The organism is Pseudoalteromonas sp. SWXJZ10B (genome assembly GCF_015864475.1).
Lineage (GTDB): Bacteria > Pseudomonadota > Gammaproteobacteria > Enterobacterales > Alteromonadaceae > Pseudoalteromonas > Pseudoalteromonas arctica.
On record NZ_JADYXD010000003.1, the window covers coordinates 144,233 to 161,780 of the forward strand.

Consider the following 17,548-nt stretch of genomic DNA (forward strand, 5'->3'; position numbering starts at 1 on the left):
TAAGCTCACCTAGTTAAGGTATTAGTTCAAGCCAACAATAAAAAAATTGGATATATTATGAAGCTTAATGGGGCTTGTCACTGTGGCAAAGTGGTATTTACGGTCAACTCAAAACACCCTTATCCTTACAATTTATGTTACTGCTCTATATGCCGTAAAACCGCAGGGAGCGGCGGGTTTGTTATTAATTTAAACGCGCAATACAGCACGCTTGAGGTTACAGGGCGTGAACACATAACTATTTATCATGCAAAAATAGGCGATAAAATCAGCCCTGCAGAGCGTCATTTTTGTAAGCATTGTAGTGCTAACTTGTGGTTATACGATGCACGTTGGCCTGAGCAAGTTCACCCCTTTGCTGGTGCAATAGATAGTGAGTTACCCATACCGCCAGAGCGCACTCATTTAATGCTTGGTAGTAAAGCAAATTGGGTAAATGCGCCCATTAATGAAGGTGACAAGCAATTTGAAGAATACCCTGATGAAAGTATTGCTGCTTGGCATAAGCGTTTAAACCTCGAAAAGTAACGCAATTTTTTGTATGAGCTAAGCTTAAATTTAGGGGCAATTAAACGCATATTTAGTTTATTAAATATTAAAAATCACCGCGTAAGTAAAGGAGAATATTATGGCAGTCTCAGCAATACCAAAAGGGTTTCATTCAGTTACACCATATTTAATTATGAATGACGCACAAAAAGCGATAGATTTTTATTGTGATGCATTTAGTGCTGAACACGTAATGCAAATGCCTTTACCTGATGGTGGAATAGCCCATGCAGAAATAATAATTGGTGATTCGCATATTATGCTTTCAGATAATGGTTCTGAAGAGCATTTAAAAAGCCCAAAAGAACTCGGTGGTACTGCGCTAAGCCTTATGCTTTATGTTGAAGATGTTGATACCGTATTTAAAAAAGCAATTGATCTAGGTGCAACACTAATAAGACCCTTACATGACCAGTTTTATGGTGATAGGACCGGCACACTACGAGACCCATTTGGTCATATATGGATCATTGGTACACACAAAGAAGATGTTAGTGACGAAGAGTTAAGTAGTCGAATTGGGGATATAACAAATCAAGAGCAAGACGCATAACTAGCGTGCTTATTAGATTTATGTACCTTCCTAATTACGTTGACGGCTTTAATGAAAGGTTTGTAGCTTTTGCTTCAACTCATCTAGGTTTTATCTTGTTATCGAAACCGTTTTCTGCCTAAACGTAGCTCACTTAATTAAGCGAATTAGTATAAATTACTAGTTAAGTTTTAGGTATAAAAAAACCTCAGCTAATAATTAGCTGAGGTTCAAAAAGTGGTACCAGCGGCCGGACTCGAACCGGCACTCCTTTCGGAAGGGGATTTTGAATCCCCCATGTCTACCAATTTCATCACGCTGGCATAATTTTTCTTTAATCTTTTAAGCATAAAAAGATAAAGAAAAACCACTTAAAATAAAAAGGATACTTATATACCTCTTATTCTGTATCCGCATTATACAAATAAAAGAGGGGGCGGCAAGCCTTTTCTTTTATTTGCATAAACAACTGGTTGATAATTAATCGTTTATAGCAAGGATACTCCATAGGTAATTTTTTTAAGTCTTTTTGGCTAATATATAAAGCGAATATTTTGGGTTATGAGTGCTATAAAACTGTTATGCGATTGAATAAATAAGCAATTGAACTATTGATAATAGTTAGCCGTATTACAATAATTATTCCTGCTTTATGCCGATTTTGCGCTTAATTCAGGTATTATTTGTACAACAAGGTTTTTAAGACATTATATATGACTCAATTAAGTGCCAAACAGAACATTCAATCGATTGTTAAAGCAATTAAGGCAGAGGAAGCATCACTTCGTCAAAAGCACCCGTTACTTGCACATCAAAATACCTTAGGGTTAATTATTTTATTGCTATCGCTTAGCGCACTAATTGGTGTTGGTGTTTTATATTATTTAGCCATCATACCTGCTTGGGTATGCATAGTACTTGCGGCTATTGCTGCATCTATTTCCCATGAGTTAGAACACGACCTTATACATAAACAATACTTTAGTAACCAGCCATTTATGCATAATTTTATGATGCTAACAGTATGGTTAATGCGGCCAAATACTATTAGCCCGTGGTACCGACGTAAAATGCATTTACACCATCACAAAACCTCAGGCACACAACAAGACTTAGAAGAGCGCTTGGTGGGCAACGGTATTAAAAACCCATTCTTACGTGCGTTAGTTATTATGGATGGGTTATTAGGGTTAGTTATTTCTACTAAACGTTTTAGAAAAGAAATTAATGGCTTTAGTTTTTCGAGTGTTTTTAATGCGGGATTTCCGATAGCGACTGCGTATTTTGCTGTTTTATACAGCGTTATTGTATTTCATATTGTTGATTTATTTATACCACTTTCGCTAAATTCGCCTAGCTGGTTGTTAAGTACAATGAATGTGTTCGAATTTTTAATGGTTGTGCTCATTGTTCCTAATATTATTCGCTCAAGCTCGCTTAATTTTGTTACCTCAAGCATGCATTACTATGGCGGCGTTAATAATATGCTTGAACAAACACACGTACTAACGAGTCGTTTATTTATGCCGTTTCACTTGTTTTGTTTTAACTTTGGTAAAACGCATACCATCCATCATTTTGTGCCAAATCAGCCGTTTTATTTACGCCAAATGCTAAGTGAAAAAATACTTAAAGTAATGGCGCAACACAACGTGCGCTTTAACGATTTTGACAGCATTAAAAATGCTAATGCATTTAAATAATTACTCCCAACATAAGGGGAGGTTCTACATTGCTATTCTTATTTTATGATCTAAACACATATAAAAAATAATTTAGACGCACCACGTTACGCTATTAACTTAACGTGGTATTGCTGTTTTATTTAAAACATCGGATCATGTTTGTAGCACTTGCTCAACTTTGAAAAAATCACTCTAAAGAATTAAACATCTAGCCGAGCATACAAATGAACCGGTGAGCAATTTTTTATATTTTAAAAATAATGAATCGATACTGCCGGTCTTATATCTCGATTCAATCTTCATAAGCATTAAGGATTTAAATAATGGAAATTACTGGAAGCTGTTACTGTGGTGAAATTAAATACCAAGCAAAGTCTCAAAATAATAATGCACTTGTTTGCCATTGTAGCGATTGCCAACGTATGTCGAGCGGCCCATTTAGAGCCGTTATAATTGCAGAGCCAAATTCGGTAGTATTTACCCAAGGTGAGCCAAAAGAGTTTGTTAAAACAGCGCAAAGTGGTAACAAGCGTGCGCAAGGTTTTTGCGGCACATGTGGTACAACACTTTATGCAACTAACGAAGCTAAAGCTGACCGTGTATATGGTTTGCGTATTGGTGCGGTTGATCAGCGTGATCAGTTTACGCCAACAGCACAAATTTGGGCTAAATCAACATTGAGCTGGTTGAGCGGCTTACACGAAGTACCTGCGTTTGATACAACCCCACAAAACTAGTTAGTTGGAGTTATTAGTAATACTGATCAAAAATCACTTTTTTAGTAAGCGGTTTGAAATTTATTTTACCAAATGACTGTCTACTTATAAGTCAGTCATTTGGAGAATAACATGTGTAGTTCACCTAAAAGCAGCCGAGCAGTTAAAAAAACAGCCATTAGTTTTAATGATGAGCTTACTCAAGAGCAGCGCTTGCGTTTTGCTGCAAAGGCTAATTTAGCGCAAGAGCGCCGTGAACAGCGTGAAGCAACTAATAAACGCTACGAGCAAAAGCATACTAGCGGTAAGCCTGCATCTGGTTTTTTTTCGTGGTTACAACAGCTAGTTAACTGATTTAGCTAACGTGGTGTTTTTACCACTACCTAAGCCACATAGCGCGCATAATACGCCTGCAATAGCGCACAGCCATAATGGCGCAGCCCAACTTCCTGTAGTCGTGTGTAATGCACCAGCTAGCATAGGACCAATAGCCGCGAGTAAATAACCTACGCTTTGCGACATACCTGAAAGCGACGCTGCTTGTTGCGAATCATCGGTTCGTAAACTAATAAACGACAACCCCAATATAAAACATGCTCCAGAGCAAAAACCCAGCATTAAGGTCCACACAAAGGCATAGTTAGGCATGTAAAGCAGCCCCAATGCACTAAATGCACTGAGCATAGCTAAAATAAAGCTAAGCGCGCTTTGATCTTTTAATTTGGCAAGTAACGGAATTAATATTAAACCAGGCAATGCAGTCGCAATTTGAAAAGCCCCATGATAAGCACCCGCTTGCGTAGCACTTTGGCCTGCTTCGGTTAATATGCTGGGCAACCACGTAATAATTATATAATTTAAAAAAGAGTTTAAACCCAGTAACAAGGTAATTTGCCATGCTAGTAAATAGCGCCATACACTTTTTGACGTGTCAGTGTGTTGAGCAATACTCGCGGGTTTTGTGTGCTTACTTAATTGCGAGATCCATACAATAATACTCGCCAGAGTAATAAGAGCTGATGAGCCCAGCGCAAGTTGCCATCCTAATCCGTTTAACTGACTAAGCGGAAATACCAAAGTGGAAAACCCACCCGATACCACGCCCATAGTAAGCACGTAGGCTGAGGTCATTAACGCAACCTTTGCAGGAAAGTCGCGCTTAATTAAACTTGGTAATAATACGTTTGCGATGGCAATACCTACACCAATAATAGCGGTGCCTACAAAAAGCATGGCTGAGGTATTTATTACCCGCGCTGCAACCCCTGCAAGTATAAATAACAAAGCCACAAACAAGGTGCGCTCTAGCCCCTGCTTTTTAGCAAGAGTTGCGGCCATTGGCGATACAACCGCAAAGGCAATGAGTGGCAATGTTGTTAAAAACCCAGCTTGCGATGCGCTAAGCCCAAAGTGATTAATAATTTGTTCAAGCACAGGTGCAATACCTGTAAATGTGGCGCGTAAATTTGCGGCAATAAGTAATATGCCAAGCACAAGTAATATGCCAGCAAAGCGTGATTTAGGTGTGTTATTTAACAAAAGGGAAGACCATTAAAGCTAATACTTAATGGGCGCTAGTATAAAGGCTTAGCAAAAACTATAATTTAGAGATAATGACATTAAATAACTAAAAACAGACAAAACTATGTTTGATGCAATTGGCTGGGACGACATTAAAAATTTTGAAACTATGGCGCAGCCCATAATAGCCAAAATAGAGCACGCCCATGCAAGTCACGAAATACCACTACATACCCATCCTAAAGGGCAGTTAATTTTAGCGCTACATGGTTATGTAACGTGTGAAGTGTCAGCCAAAATGTGGATGGTGCCTACGCACAGTGCAATTTGGATCCCAGGACAAAAGGTGCATAGTAATAGGGCGTCTGATAACGCAAAGCTTTGTCATTTATTTATAGATAGTAGTAAAAACGGTATGCCGCTAAATACCTGTACGTTAGCCATTACGCCACTGGTTAAAGAGCTAATGTGTGAGTTGGCTGGGCATAATCAGCACTATACTTTAAATAGTAAAACATCGCGTTTAGCGCAGGTGTTGTTTGATCAACTTATTGAAATGCCCGTACAGCCACTCGATTTTGTATTATCTAAAAACGAGGTAATTCAAACTATGAGCGATCAGCTTATAAACAAGCCAAACAATCGAAAAACACTACCACAATGGGCTAAGCAGTTTGCATTAACTGAGCGCACATTAGCGCGGTTAATTAAAAAAGAAACCGGTATGACATTTGGAAAGTGGCGTACGCAATTACATATAATTACAGCCCTAAAAGCGCTTTCTGATAAGCAAAGTGTGCAGCAGGTGTCGGAGTTACTAGGGTATGAGTCGGTGAGTGCATTTATTACTATGTTTAAAAAAGTGATGAAAAAGTCGCCCATGAAATACATGAGCGACTTAAATCAATTAAATTAGCTTAGCCTTTAAATCAGTTTAGCTCTTAAATAAGCATTACCACGTATAAGTTGCCGAAAGCATCGCGTTACGAGGTCTACCCGGGAAGTATCTGTCGCCGGTAAAACTGGTGTAATCGGCGCGCTCTGCATAAGCCTCATTAGTTAAATTAATAATGCGGGCAAGCACTTCAAGGTTATTAGTAACTTGCCACTGAGCGCGCAGGCTTAAAACATCATGCCCTTGGTATTTATTTAAGTTTTCTGGGTCGGTGTAGTAGTTACCAACGCGATGCCACTGCAAAGCAAATTGCGCGTTGTTTAATGCCTGCCATGTTAAATCGAGATTAGCAATATTACGCGGCGCGGTATCTATGTCGTTGCCGTTTATATTTAAACCGTTAAGTATTTGGTTGTTAGTATAAGTATGCTTTGCGTGAGTGCCTGCAAAGTTAAGCGCAAGCGACTGCGTTAGCTGGTAGTCAAGTTCAAGCTCAATACCACGATGGCGAGAGCTGCCATTATTTACCGTAAAAAAGTCACTATCGCGGTAAATCGTATTGTGTTTACTCATAGCGTAAAGTGACACGCCATAACGTAGTTTTTCGTAAATCCCTTTAATACCCAGCTCTGCGTTATTGGCTATTTCGGCGCTTAAATTTGCAGTGGTTTGCTCGCGTTGTAATTGGTAGAGCTCAGCCGCTTGTGGCGCTCTGTAACCGCGAGAAAAGTTAGCATAAAGCGTGTTATTTGTATTGTACTGATAACTAACCCCAAGCTTTGGCGATAGATTACTAAAACTATTTTTTCCACTTTCAGGGCGGCTGTATCGGCAGCCACCAAAGCCGCATTCTGTTCCATCGTCTTTTGTTCTGCCTGCTAGCATATTATTGGTGTAGTCGTACTGCATATGCTCGTAGCGCACACCTGCGGTAAGTAACCACTTATTTAATTGCCAATCAATAGATGCAAAAGGGGCATAAAGCGTGGCGTTTACATCGTAATCGTAATGCTTACCTTGTGGCACTGTAGCAACTAAAAATGCAGAACCTTGAGTGGGCTCATTTTGGCTTTGAGTAAAGTCGGCTTGCGTGTATTCTCCATCAAGCCCTAGGTTTACTTTTACATTACTTTGTAAATTATGTTGATAAAGCGATTGCACACCAAAGCCGGTTTGACTGTTTTTTTCAAGCGGTGTGCCGGGTAAAAAGTGCTTAAAAAAGTCCATACTTTGGTCACGAAAATAAACCGTAGTAGAGAGCACATCATTGTTATTTAATTGCCATGTTGCGTTGCTCCACGCTCTAAACGCGCGTGCTTTTCTAAATGCATCTGGGTCAAAGTTTTTTTGCGCGAGATCTTCGTTTTTATAACTTTCAAAGCCTGTAATAAATCCAGCTGTTTGCTGATCGAGGTTTGTGTAAGTAAGCCCTGAAGTTAGTAGTAAATTATCATTTGAATAGCGGTGGCGAATATTTACTTTTTGTTGCTCTACGCTTTCATCATCACGGTAACCGCTGTCGTCGGTAATGCTTGCGTTAATGCCTATACCACTGTTGCCGTAATCTTGCCCTGCGCGTAATTTATAACGAGCATAACCGTATGAACCGTAATCAATGCCAACTAAGCCGCCGCCTTGTGTGGTGTCGGGCGTTATTACATTAATAACACCGTGCACAGCGTTTGAGCCATAAAGTGCAGAGCCAGGGCCTTTTAGCACTTCAATGCGCTGCGCCATTTCGCTGTGCGCTTCAAATAGCTCGTTTATGTTACAAAACCCAGCAGCTCTCAGTGGTATGCCATCCTCCAAAGTCAATATGCCACCACAAGCGCCTGCGCCCGAAAGCACTTGTGAGCGAAGGGCGGGTAAATATTCTTGGCCGTTTCCGCGTTGAATATTAGCGCCTGCTACTCGTTGTAGTGCTTCTTCAATATGGGTAGGCGCTATGCTTTTTAGCTGCGCTTCACTTAGTGTACTTATTGAAAGAGGCAGTGGGATAGATAGCGCTTCAACGCGCGATGCAGTGGTTGTTATGGTTTCTATTGAATCGTTATTTTGATTATTGGCAAGCGCAGTGTAGCTAAGTGGTAATAGCAGCGGTAAAAAATAAGGTTTCATACATTCCTTTATAGTAAATAGCAGTGCATTGCTTTTATGGTATGTGGTTTTTATATGTTTTTAAAGTTGTTGCGTTAAAGCGTACGTAACCTATAAACCCGATACGTAATTGATAAAACAAAACAAGCCACAGCAGGAAACACCAAAGCCAGCACTAAGTAATGCTCAAATAAAACAAAACCGGTTATACCACCTAATAAAAAGCCCGCAATAATAAGTAAAAACATAACGCCTTTACGCGTATCAAATTGCTCACCTTTAAGTGCTTTTCCCATCATTAAACCAAGGTCAGTAAAAATACCCGTTAGGTGTGTAGTACGAACAACTGCGCCACTGTAATTAGTCGCTAACGCGTTTTGTAAACCACATGCTGCTGATGCGAGCGTAATTGCATAAACATAAGATTGATCAAGTAGGTAGGCACTTGCTAACAGTAAAGCGCCTTCAATAAATAAGAGCGTGTCGTAATGCCGGCCAAGTTTTAATGAACGCCCTGCAAGTAAAAAACCAGAAAGCGCAGAGCCCAGCATAAAGCTTATTAGTATGCTCAATAACAGTAAAGCGGCTGAAGTACTGCTCATTAGTTTAATACCCAACAAAGTGACAGAGCCTGATAAGTGCGAAATAGCCTGATGTTCAAATCCTAATAAGCCAACAGCGTTAACTATGCCCGCTATAAATGCCAGTGTAAACGCGCCATATTCAACCCACTTTGGTAGTTTTGTAAACATTGGTTATCTCTTAATATGTGCAGAGTTAATTATTGAGCTTGTGCTTTAAAACGCTTTATTTGTTCATCAACTAATTTTGTATCAATTACGCCACGCTTAAAAGCAATATAAGTAGGAAATGTAAACTCATTTAATTGCCGAGCATAAATGTTTTTATATTCTTTTGAGTACCATAAACCCGCTTGATAGTTAGTTATTGCGTATTCAACACGTTTTTTTTCAAGTAGCTCAAAAGTGTCTTTAGTTGAAAGTGAACGAAGCAGATTATTCTCATCAAGGCTGTACTTTTTAGCGATAATTTTGGGAAGAATAACACCGCGTAACATAGCTATAGCGGCTTTTGATAAATCATCAATAAGCAGATTATCTTCATTTAACGTGAATAAACCAAACTTAGTGGTATGCAAAGGCTCGCTAGTAAAGTCTAAATATTCTGTACGCTCTTTATAGTTGGCCAATGAGAAATAGCAGTCGTAATAGCCCAGCTCCATCTCTTTTTTAACACGCGCCCAAGGTAAATGAACAACGTCAATTTTGAGGTTTAAGTTTTTTTCAATAAACTTAATGTAATCAATATCTAAACCTGTAAATGTATCGGCTTTTTCATCGTAAATAGTAAAAGGCGGGTAGTGGGTTGTTACGCAGCGCAGGGTTTTACTTGGCGCTGCAAGTAATAACGAAGGTAAAGTTAAAGCTAAAAACAGGAATATTGCGCGCATAAATATAAATTCGATATCTTTTAAAGTACATAAATTGAACGCCAATTATACAGTTACTGAGCTTAATTGCATTGATCTAAGTATTTTTACCTAGCGTATAAGTTAAATTTTGTGAGAAACATCATGTTTAACCCAGAGCAACAGTCACGCATTATTGAAATGGCGTGGGAAGATAGAACCCCTTATGAGGCAATAGAGCAGCTATACGGATTAAAATACCCGCAGCTGGTGGTATTTATGCGCGAACATATTTCAAAAGGCAGTTTTAAAGTGTGGCGTAAACGCCATGCAGGGCGTAAAACAAAACACTTAAAATTACGCGATCCCGCTATTATGCGCAGCCATTGTAAAACTCAATATAAACAACGTTAAACGAGGGGTGGGTGTTTCATACGATGTTCATCCATGTTTGTTAATCTTTAGCTATTAACTACGCTAGAGATTATTTATGAGAGCAGTAATATACACAGCACTAATAGCATTGGGTTTATGTTCAATAAGCGCAGACGCAAAACCGCATAAAGATAAACATGGTCATAAACACGGCCATAAAAAGCATAATTCGCATAAACATAACGACAATGACTACCTTTCTAAAAAAGAGGCAAAGCAGTTAATTCGCGCAGGTTGGACGCCACCAGGGCTAAGTAAAAGCTACCACCGAGGCGACTTTTTAGAGCGCGATTTATATAAACGAGGTAGAGTTATTGAACGCTCTAGAGATAATGGTACAGTAAGCATTGAGATAGACCGTACAGTTATTCACATGGTGCACGACACCCGAGAAATACTTTCAATTTTAAGTCGCTAAATTAACTTTATAAGGATATTAAAATGCTCATTGCGCTGGCTATAATTATTGGCTTTTTTTTACTGGTTACCCTATTACCTATGTCGTACAGCCAGCATTACTTAGTGCGTAGCTGCGACTTTGTGCGCTTACAGGTATTTTATATTGCCAGTTTTGTAGCTGTTACTTCGCTGTTTTTATTATGGCAAAGTAGCGCAATAGGTTACGTGTTTATAGCCTTAACCTCATTACTTATAATGATTTTACAAGGTAAGTGGATTTACCCGTACACGTGGCTTGCTAAAAAAGAAGTGCAAAGCGCACCAAAGCACATAGACCATAGCGTCCGAATTATGTCGGCAAATGTACTTATGTCGAATCATAAAAGTGAGCAGTTAATTAGTCTTGTTGATGAGCATCAACCCGACCTACTTATCACGCTTGAAAGCGATAGCTGGTGGGAAAATAAATTATCAGTACTTAAAAAAGACTACCCATACTTTATTGAATGCCCTAAAGACAACCGCTACGGCATGCACCTGTACAGCAAATTTAAAATACTCGACGCGCAAATATGTGAGCTTATAGAGGACGATATTCCTTCTATTCATATTTTGTTTGAAAACGATGAAGGCCTGCAAATGCAAGGGCACTTTATTCACCCAGCACCACCAAGCCCGACAGAGGAAGACTCATCGCGCCCGCGCGACTCAGAGCTAATAATGGTGGCTAAAGCACTTAAAAGCCCTACACGGCCTACCATAGTTGCCGGTGATTTAAACGACGTAGCATGGTCGCGCAGCACGCGTTTGTTTATGCAAATAAGTGGCTTTTTAGACCCTCGAAAAGGCCGTGGTTTTTATAACACATTTCATGCAAGTTACTTCTTTATGCGCTGGCCGCTTGATCACTTATTTCACAGCGAAGGCTTTAAAGTAAAGCGTATTAAGCGTCTTGCTAAATATGGATCTGATCACTTTGCACTACTTACTGAGCTTTCTTATGAGAATGCCAATCAGGAGTCACTAGAAGATAAACCCGAAGATCTAAAGCATGAAGAAATCCAAGAGCTGGCTATGAGCAAGGCAGATAAGCGAAAAGTGCCAAAATTTGACGAGTAAACATCAGATGTAGCGGTATTTATATAAAGTACTAAATTACTAATAGTTGAGGCCGACTTGTGTTGAATTGCGGAGTGCTGAATTATTACTGTGCTCTTTGGTTTAGACTTTATTTTTAAAATACATATTTGCTTTATTAGAAGTAGACAATGCTAAAACTCTCGAAATAAAGACTGGCAGTTAACTCTCCTTGTTTGTATTTTAAGTTATTTACAATAAGCGTTAACTTTTTAAAACTTTAGGTTTTTAATTATATGTTTGAGTATTTCAGGCTTACTTTGCTGGTTTTAGGCGCTATACCTTTGGTTGTATACCCATTTGCGATTATCCCTAGCCTTATGGGTTTAGGAAGTAAGCCTCATATTGATATTCCTTTGTTTAATAGAATCATGAATAAATTCTTTTTATGGGGCGTTTTAATATATCCCTTTGTATTTTTTGGATGCGATTGGTTTAGCGATAATTTTAAAGAATATGACCTTATATTGGCTTCTCTGCCCATGTTTTTTTTACTATTACTCTGGGGCAGTTTTCACTTTATGGATGCTCCAGCAAAGTACGAAACGTGAAAAAAGACATCAAATTTATTAAAACTAAAAATATAATTTCAGATATTTATACACCGAGCGTTCGATAACTATTTCTAATAGTAGGGCTTTGAAAAAAACGCTTTGAGTGCCTAGCTAAATATAGCACTGATCATTTTCCATTCGTCATTAAATTATCTGGTGAAAACTCAAAGTAGCAATCATTAGAAATTAAATAACCATGAGCAAGAGTTAATGCTAGGACTCGCTATGATTAAAGCGATAAGCGAAGGATGCTAATTGATTAGCTTGTTGTTCAGGCCGTAGTAAATTATTTAGCAAGGATATTAGAAAACGACTGAGCACTTGTTGGGTATGAGAGTTTACGATTAAATATAAAATTAGACCACGGTATTTATTTCACATTAAAGGCTGTTTTTTAGTTTTTAACTCCTCATATTTATATTAAAAGCACGATATAAAATCGCACCTACGAATATATCCAAAACTCGGTACTATCTCTTACTAAAAACTAAGTACTCTCTCCTGAAAATTACTTTCTAAAAGTCATAAAAAAGCCTAAAAGCGGTTACCCACTTTTAGGCTTAATAATTTTTTGATTTTAAAAGGTGTATTAAAAATATTTATTCAATACGCAACTTAACTGCTTTAGCTAAATTAGCTGGCGATCATGATGCTTTTAACATTCACAAATTCACGCATACCAAAGCCGCCGTGCTCTCGGCCATAGCCACTGCCTTTAACACCACCAAACGGTAAGTTAGGCTGTGCTAAACCGTAACCGTTAATGTTGATCATGCCGGTGTCAAAGTGCTTTTTAGCAAGCTCAATAGCTTTTTTCTCATCTTTAGAGAAAATACCACCGCCTAAACCGTAGCGAGAGTCGTTGGCGATGCGCATTGCATCGTCGTTGTCTTTCGCTTTTATTAGCGAAGCTACTGGGCCAAATAACTCATCATCGTAAGCTGGCATGCCAGGCGATAAGTTATCTAATAGCGTTGGAGGGTAGTAGTAACCTGTTTGCGATGGAATTTCGCCACCCGTTACTATGTTTGCACCGGCTTTAACCGATTGCATAACTTGGTCATGAATGCCGTCACGCAAGTCTTCACGTGCCATTGGACCTAAGTCGGTATCATCTGCCATTGGGTCGCCCATTTTCATGGCTTCAAATTGCTCTTTTATTTGCGCTTTAAAGTCATCATAAAGAGACTCAACCACTACATAACGTTTAGCTGAAACACAGGTTTCGCCGTTGTTAATCATACGGCCTGTTACACAGGTTTTAACTGCTAACTCTAAGTCTGCGTCATCAAGTACTAAGTAGGCATCGTTACTACCAAGCTCAAGTACCGTCTTTTTAGCATGCTTGCCAGCTTCTTCAGCTACTTTTTTACCTGTAGCATCACTACCTGTAAAGGTTACGCCGCTAATTGCTTTGTGTGCGATTAATGAACTTGCTGTTTTACCATCGATAAGTAAGTTGCTAAAGCAATGTTCAGGGAAGCCTGCTTGTTTAAATAAGGTGTCGATTTTTTCAGCCATGCCAAATACGTTACCAGCATGTTTTAATACTGTTGTGTTACCCGCCATGATGTTGGCAGCACTGTAGCGAATTACCTGATAAAGCGGGAAGTTCCACGGTTGAATACCCAATAATACGCCCGTTGGTTGGTAGCTAATAATTGCGCGGCCACCTTCCATATCACGTTCTTCGTCGGCAAGTACTTGTGGGCCGTTTTCGGCGGTGTAACGACAAATAGCTGCACACAGCTCAACCTCTTGAAAGCCTTGCTCGTAAACTTTGCCCATTTCTTCAGTCATAAGTTTTGCAATAGCTTCTTTTTGCTCTTCGAAAAGTGAGGCTAACTTATTAAGATATCTCGCACGTTCAGTGAACGACGTTAAGCGCCATTTTAAATATGTTTCGTGAGATTTTTCGATTACCTGCTCAGCTTCCTTTTGAGAAAGTAGTGTGTAGGTATTAATGGTTTGCTCAGTTGCCGGATTAATCGTTTTAACTGTGTTACTCATTTCTATCTCCTTACAAATTAATTATCTATAAGGGTGCAAAACAAAAGCCAGATTAGTAGTTATCAATAAATTATTTATAACTATATGTAATATTTGAGTTTTTATTTTAACTTTTATAAAAGTATAATTTTTATTTAAAATGCTTTCTGATATGTTCTGTAAATAATGCAATTAGCAGAAAAAGTTACATAGAGATAAAAATGATACGTTTCTTCTAATCTTCACTTGCTACTTATTGATTACTGATGGTTACTGCGCACGTATAAAGCTTAGTGCAGCGCTGATAATATAAGGTTGTTTACTCAATATGCTAATACGAGTGCAGCTAAAATTCGCAAATGATTAAAATGGCAAATAAATGAGTCAAACATATGTATTTGAACTGGGCGATAGTTATGCCGAGCTTACACACGTTTTAAAACAAAAGCTGGCGGGGCAATACTCAGTTAAGCAATTCTCCCGAGATACAGTGCTATTACAACAAGGCGAAACGCAGCGTTATGGTTATTTAATTATTGACGGTGTACTTGGCGCTTTGCACTCTACAATTGATGGAGGGCAAAGGTGTAAGGAGTTTTATTTTAAAGATGAATTTGCACTATTGTTTGCTAATTGGCTTACAAACACAGAGGCTTTTTATCAGTTAAAGGTTATAAAGGCTGCCACAGTTATCGTTGTCCCATTACATATATTTGATAGCAGTGAATGGGTCGACATTAAAAACCAGCTTGTTGCTCAGCAGCTTATATTTAAAGAGGCAAAGGAGGCTTTTTTACTACTTAATAGCCCTGAGCAGCGTTATCGTTATTTGTTACTAAAAAAGCCGCACTGGCTTGCACAGCTAAGCTTAACCGAAGTGGCTATGTATATTGGTATATCGGCTATTTCGTTATCACGAATTCGTAAACGACTTAACTTAAGTTAAGGGGAAAAATAGTAAAGCTGGTTAGACTGCTGTTTTTTCAGGAGTCACTATGTTTTTATTTGCTCAGTGCTTGGTAGCCATCGCTACTGTATTAGATTTAGCTTCTTTTCAGTTTAAGTCTCGTTCGCTTATTTTAATGTGTTTATTTAGTTCTGTTTTACTTACGTCAGTTCATTTTTTATGCTTGGCCATGCCAGTGCGGGTAGCCTAATGTTAATTGCTGCAATACGTTATTTATATTGTGTATTTGCTCGAAAAACATGGGTAATGTTGGCGTTTATGTTACTTAGTTGCTTAGCAGTTCATTTTACTTGGTATAGCTGGCTAAGTGGTTTGGCACTTGCTGCAACACTTATTCAGACTTTTGCCTCGTTTCAAAAAATGATCTGTATTTACGCTTAATTATGGTGGTGGGTACATCGCTTTGGATAAGTCATAATATGTTAGTAGGCTCGCCGATAGCTGTATTAATGGAAAGCCTATTTATGGCCAGTAATTTAGTAGGACTATATCGGTTTTATACTCCTAAAAAATTAGCTTAGGGGTCGGTATATTTCGTTTTTTAAACAGGTAAGTAGACGTTAAAAAAGCTGTTTAGCAATGCGCTTTAATAGGTAGGTTTCTCGTAAAATGGAGAGTCCTTGTTTTTCACTGTTAGCAAGTGTGCGCTCGTTATGAGCAATTGCATCGTTGATATCAACCCATTTAGCAGTCATGCCATTTTGCTGCTCATAATGCTCTAACTGTGCTTTGCCAAGTTCGTCGGCAATATTACATACGTAGCAATACGATTTTATATGGATAATGTCAAAATCGTCTTTATACCAAGGGCGATACTCTTCGTAGAGTCCAAAGGCTTTTACTACACTTATTTGCTGTGCACCTGTTTCCTCATTTAGTTCGCGTATTAAGCCTTGCTCAATGCTTTCGCCTTCATCCACGCCACCACCAGGCAAGCTGTAATCTTCATAGCGGTTTGTGTACATTAAAAGTATTTTACTATTTTTAATTACAATGGCACGCCCTGTTATGCGAGTAAATTGAGTGCCTTGGTCGATATTAATACCTGCATGAATCAGGGTTTTTAATTGCTGCATTTCATCTCCTTTGTGGGATGTTTATATTATCAGTTGCTATCATTGTGTGAATAGGAACGATTTAAATTATTTTTTTGTGATCGATTTTTTTAAGCATACGTAAATATTAAGTTGGTAACATAAATAGTATTGAATCACTTAATTATTTAAGTCATTAGATTTTAAGCGCGCCTTTAAATTAGTATTTATGATGCGTAGAATAAGAAAAAAGCATAGGGATTTATCATGTTAAACATACTTTTAGTAGACGATGACGTCGAATTTAGTGACGTTGTATGTCACATAGTCGAATTCCTCGGCCACAATATAAGCACCGCAACCAGTTTAAAAGAAGCGCATCAATGGTTTGAAAATAATACCTTTGATCATGTGCTGTTAGATTTTATGTTGCCAGATGGCAGCGGTCTGCATTTACTCGATCATTTAAAAATGATTGGGCAATCTCCAAAAATTACACTTATTTCGGGCCATCCTTCAGTGAAGGGTATTTTAGCTGAAATGTGTGAGCCAAATGTAGGGCATTTATTAAAGCCATTACAACGCGAAGATTTAGAACTGGTTTTAAATGGCCCTAAAAAAGCAGTTAAAAAAGCAAAGTCGAGCGGTATAACGCGTCACTTTGGTGGCTTAATTGGCGAATCAGAGGTCATGCACAAGCTTTACAATATGATTGAACGCGTTGCTAAAACAAATGCTAACGTGATGTTGATGGGTGAAAGTGGTGCAGGTAAAGAAGTAGTTGCTCAAGCTATCCATAACGCTAGCCAGTGTGAAGGCCCGTTAGTGGCGAGTAACTGTGGTGCGCTTTCAAAAGAGTTAATTGGTAGTGAATTATTTGGCCATGAAAAAGGCGCCTTTACAGGCGCTATAGCCCGTAAAGAAGGGGTGTTTGAACAATCAAATAACGGTACTTTGTTTTTAGATGAAGTAACCGAAATGCCAATTGATATGCAGCCAAATTTACTGCGAGTGCTTGAAACTAAAAAAGTAACGCGCGTCGGTGGTAACAGAGAAATACCAACAAATTGCCGTGTTATTTCAGCCACTAACCGCTCGCTTACCGATTTAGCACAAAATAATATTATTCGTGAAGATATTTACTTTAGGCTAGCGGTTTTTCCTATTGATATACCGCCACTTCGCGATAGAAAAGAAGATATTCCTTTATTAGCTAAAGCGTTTTTAGATCAACTTAATGACGAAAATGGCACTGCCTTTAGTTGGACGCCAGCGCAGCTTAAAGAGTTGCAAAGCTATGAATGGCCGGGTAACGTGCGTGAAATTCGCCATGCGATACACCGTGCATTTATTATGAGCGATCCGCAAACCAGCGATATTATTTTGCCTGACAATTTAGAATCACCTTTTTCGCGTGTTAATAATCAAACTGCAGAAAAGCCAGTATCGGCAGGGCAAACAATTGAAGAAGTTGAAAAAGAACTTATTCATGCAACGCTTGATAAAGTGCAAGGTAATAAAACACTTGCTGCGCAAATGTTAGGTATTAGTACAAAAACACTTTATAACCGTCTTAATGCGTATGGCGGTATTGGCGAATATAAATAGA

At 38.7% G+C, this 17,548-nt stretch carries 18 protein-coding genes, 1 tRNA gene and 1 pseudogene; 13 read left to right on the plus strand and 7 right to left on the minus strand.

Going from position 1 to position 17,548, the window contains the following annotated elements:
* The first annotated feature begins 57 nt into the window (after positions 1–57).
* Complete coding sequence (locus I6F54_RS04200) at positions 58–528, plus strand: GFA family protein (protein WP_058154198.1); 471 nt, start codon at positions 58–60, stop codon at positions 526–528.
* A 100-nt stretch (positions 529–628) separates the two neighbouring features.
* Positions 629–1,102 carry a VOC family protein gene (locus I6F54_RS04205; protein WP_197139884.1) on the plus strand — a complete coding sequence of 158 codons (474 nt, stop codon included), beginning with the start codon at positions 629–631 and terminating at the stop codon, positions 1,100–1,102.
* 217 nt (positions 1,103–1,319) lie between these two features.
* Here I6F54_RS04205 and I6F54_RS04210 read toward each other — a convergent pair.
* Positions 1,320–1,404 (minus strand) — tRNA-Leu (locus I6F54_RS04210).
* Between the two features lie 390 nt (positions 1,405–1,794).
* Here I6F54_RS04210 and I6F54_RS04215 point away from each other — a divergent pair.
* The 3 genes from I6F54_RS04215 to I6F54_RS04225 all read left to right on the plus strand — a co-directional run bounded on the left by I6F54_RS04215 (position 1,795) and on the right by I6F54_RS04225 (position 3,836).
* Complete coding sequence (locus I6F54_RS04215; protein WP_165727639.1) at positions 1,795–2,784, plus strand: fatty acid desaturase; 990 nt, start codon at positions 1,795–1,797, stop codon at positions 2,782–2,784.
* Between the two features lie 305 nt (positions 2,785–3,089).
* Positions 3,090–3,503 (plus strand): GFA family protein, encoded by a 414-nt coding sequence (locus I6F54_RS04220; protein WP_007377055.1) that lies wholly within the window; start codon positions 3,090–3,092, stop codon positions 3,501–3,503.
* Positions 3,504–3,614: 111 nt separating this feature from the next.
* Positions 3,615–3,836 (plus strand): hypothetical protein, encoded by a 222-nt coding sequence (locus I6F54_RS04225; protein ID WP_165727638.1) that lies wholly within the window; start codon positions 3,615–3,617, stop codon positions 3,834–3,836.
* Here the strand turns inward: I6F54_RS04225 and I6F54_RS04230 are convergent.
* Positions 3,825–5,021, minus strand: a complete 1,197-nt coding sequence (locus tag I6F54_RS04230; RefSeq protein WP_165740952.1) for an MFS transporter — start codon at positions 5,019–5,021, stop codon at positions 3,825–3,827. The two genes, I6F54_RS04225 and I6F54_RS04230, sit on opposite strands and share 12 nt — an antisense overlap.
* A gap of 106 nt (positions 5,022–5,127) precedes the next feature.
* Between I6F54_RS04230 and I6F54_RS04235 the strand changes: the two genes are divergently transcribed.
* Positions 5,128–5,919, plus strand: coding sequence for an AraC family transcriptional regulator (locus I6F54_RS04235; RefSeq protein ID WP_197139886.1), 792 nt, complete (start codon positions 5,128–5,130; stop codon positions 5,917–5,919).
* A gap of 36 nt (positions 5,920–5,955) precedes the next feature.
* Here the strand turns inward: I6F54_RS04235 and I6F54_RS04240 are convergent, their stop codons facing one another.
* The 3 genes from I6F54_RS04240 to I6F54_RS04250 form a co-directional block, all read right to left on the minus strand.
* Entirely contained in the window at positions 5,956–8,016 is a 2,061-nt protein-coding gene (locus I6F54_RS04240; RefSeq protein WP_197139888.1) for a TonB-dependent receptor, read from the minus strand.
* Between the two features lie 74 nt (positions 8,017–8,090).
* Positions 8,091–8,747 (minus strand): YoaK family protein, encoded by a 657-nt coding sequence (locus tag I6F54_RS04245; RefSeq protein WP_165727634.1) that lies wholly within the window; start codon positions 8,745–8,747, stop codon positions 8,091–8,093.
* Between the two features lie 29 nt (positions 8,748–8,776).
* Complete coding sequence (locus tag I6F54_RS04250; RefSeq protein ID WP_165740948.1) at positions 8,777–9,466, minus strand: substrate-binding periplasmic protein; 690 nt, start codon at positions 9,464–9,466, stop codon at positions 8,777–8,779.
* A 123-nt stretch (positions 9,467–9,589) separates the two neighbouring features.
* On the opposite strand from I6F54_RS04250, the gene I6F54_RS04255 reads away from it, so the two are divergent.
* The 4 genes from I6F54_RS04255 (at position 9,590) to I6F54_RS04270 (ending at position 11,946) form a co-directional block, all read left to right on the plus strand.
* On the plus strand, positions 9,590–9,838 hold the full coding sequence (locus I6F54_RS04255; RefSeq protein WP_166378022.1) for a TIGR03643 family protein: 249 nt from the start codon (positions 9,590–9,592) through the stop codon (positions 9,836–9,838).
* Between the two features lie 76 nt (positions 9,839–9,914).
* A complete protein-coding gene (locus tag I6F54_RS04260) occupies positions 9,915–10,277 on the plus strand; it encodes a hypothetical protein (RefSeq protein WP_197139890.1) in 363 nt (120 codons plus the stop codon).
* 23 nt (positions 10,278–10,300) lie between these two features.
* The gene (locus I6F54_RS04265; RefSeq protein WP_197139898.1) at positions 10,301–11,377 is read left to right on the plus strand and encodes an endonuclease/exonuclease/phosphatase family protein; all 1,077 of its coding nucleotides are present in this window, start codon (positions 10,301–10,303) and stop codon (positions 11,375–11,377) included.
* A gap of 254 nt (positions 11,378–11,631) precedes the next feature.
* Positions 11,632–11,946: a hypothetical protein gene (locus I6F54_RS04270; RefSeq protein ID WP_197118647.1), complete on the plus strand. Its 315-nt coding sequence runs from the start codon at positions 11,632–11,634 to the stop codon at positions 11,944–11,946.
* A 636-nt stretch (positions 11,947–12,582) separates the two neighbouring features.
* On the opposite strand, the gene I6F54_RS04275 is transcribed toward I6F54_RS04270, so the two are convergent.
* Positions 12,583–13,959 carry an NAD-dependent succinate-semialdehyde dehydrogenase gene (locus I6F54_RS04275; protein ID WP_165742193.1) on the minus strand — a complete coding sequence of 459 codons (1,377 nt, stop codon included), beginning with the start codon at positions 13,957–13,959 and terminating at the stop codon, positions 12,583–12,585.
* 358 nt (positions 13,960–14,317) lie between these two features.
* Here I6F54_RS04275 and I6F54_RS04280 point away from each other — a divergent pair, with 358 nt between their 5' ends.
* Positions 14,318–14,884, plus strand: coding sequence for a Crp/Fnr family transcriptional regulator (locus I6F54_RS04280; RefSeq protein WP_197139900.1), 567 nt, complete (start codon positions 14,318–14,320; stop codon positions 14,882–14,884).
* A gap of 49 nt (positions 14,885–14,933) precedes the next feature.
* Positions 14,934–15,348, plus strand: a pseudogene (locus tag I6F54_RS20245) (YgjV family protein); the annotation flags it as partial.
* Between the two features lie 117 nt (positions 15,349–15,465).
* Here I6F54_RS20245 and I6F54_RS04300 read toward each other — a convergent pair.
* Positions 15,466–15,981: an NUDIX hydrolase gene (locus tag I6F54_RS04300; protein WP_197139909.1), complete on the minus strand. Its 516-nt coding sequence runs from the start codon at positions 15,979–15,981 to the stop codon at positions 15,466–15,468.
* A gap of 225 nt (positions 15,982–16,206) precedes the next feature.
* Here I6F54_RS04300 and I6F54_RS04305 point away from each other — a divergent pair, with 225 nt between their 5' ends.
* Positions 16,207–17,547 carry a sigma-54-dependent transcriptional regulator gene (locus I6F54_RS04305; RefSeq protein ID WP_165727625.1) on the plus strand — a complete coding sequence of 447 codons (1,341 nt, stop codon included), beginning with the start codon at positions 16,207–16,209 and terminating at the stop codon, positions 17,545–17,547.
* Position 17,548: the final 1 nt, after the last annotated feature.

Excerpts from the sequence above, each read along its gene's own strand:
- I6F54_RS04200 (WP_058154198.1), top strand. The coding sequence starts at position 58 with ATGAAGCTTAATGGGGCTTGTCACTGTGGCAAAGTGGTATTTACGGTC.
- I6F54_RS04205 (WP_197139884.1), top strand. The coding sequence starts at position 629 with ATGGCAGTCTCAGCAATACCAAAAGGGTTTCATTCAGTTACACCATAT.
- I6F54_RS04215 (WP_165727639.1), top strand. The coding sequence starts at position 1,795 with ATGACTCAATTAAGTGCCAAACAGAACATTCAATCGATTGTTAAAGCA.
- I6F54_RS04220 (WP_007377055.1), top strand. The coding sequence starts at position 3,090 with ATGGAAATTACTGGAAGCTGTTACTGTGGTGAAATTAAATACCAAGCA.
- I6F54_RS04225 (WP_165727638.1), top strand. The coding sequence starts at position 3,615 with ATGTGTAGTTCACCTAAAAGCAGCCGAGCAGTTAAAAAAACAGCCATT.
- I6F54_RS04235 (WP_197139886.1), top strand. The coding sequence starts at position 5,128 with ATGTTTGATGCAATTGGCTGGGACGACATTAAAAATTTTGAAACTATG.
- I6F54_RS04240 (WP_197139888.1), bottom strand. The coding sequence starts at position 8,016 with ATGAAACCTTATTTTTTACCGCTGCTATTACCACTTAGCTACACTGCG.
- I6F54_RS04245 (WP_165727634.1), bottom strand. The coding sequence starts at position 8,747 with ATGTTTACAAAACTACCAAAGTGGGTTGAATATGGCGCGTTTACACTG.
- I6F54_RS04250 (WP_165740948.1), bottom strand. The coding sequence starts at position 9,466 with ATGCGCGCAATATTCCTGTTTTTAGCTTTAACTTTACCTTCGTTATTA.
- I6F54_RS04255 (WP_166378022.1), top strand. The coding sequence starts at position 9,590 with ATGTTTAACCCAGAGCAACAGTCACGCATTATTGAAATGGCGTGGGAA.
- I6F54_RS04260 (WP_197139890.1), top strand. The coding sequence starts at position 9,915 with ATGAGAGCAGTAATATACACAGCACTAATAGCATTGGGTTTATGTTCA.
- I6F54_RS04265 (WP_197139898.1), top strand. The coding sequence starts at position 10,301 with ATGCTCATTGCGCTGGCTATAATTATTGGCTTTTTTTTACTGGTTACC.
- I6F54_RS04270 (WP_197118647.1), top strand. The coding sequence starts at position 11,632 with ATGTTTGAGTATTTCAGGCTTACTTTGCTGGTTTTAGGCGCTATACCT.
- I6F54_RS04275 (WP_165742193.1), bottom strand. The coding sequence starts at position 13,959 with ATGAGTAACACAGTTAAAACGATTAATCCGGCAACTGAGCAAACCATT.
- I6F54_RS04280 (WP_197139900.1), top strand. The coding sequence starts at position 14,318 with ATGAGTCAAACATATGTATTTGAACTGGGCGATAGTTATGCCGAGCTT.
- I6F54_RS04300 (WP_197139909.1), bottom strand. The coding sequence starts at position 15,981 with ATGCAGCAATTAAAAACCCTGATTCATGCAGGTATTAATATCGACCAA.
- I6F54_RS04305 (WP_165727625.1), top strand. The coding sequence starts at position 16,207 with ATGTTAAACATACTTTTAGTAGACGATGACGTCGAATTTAGTGACGTT.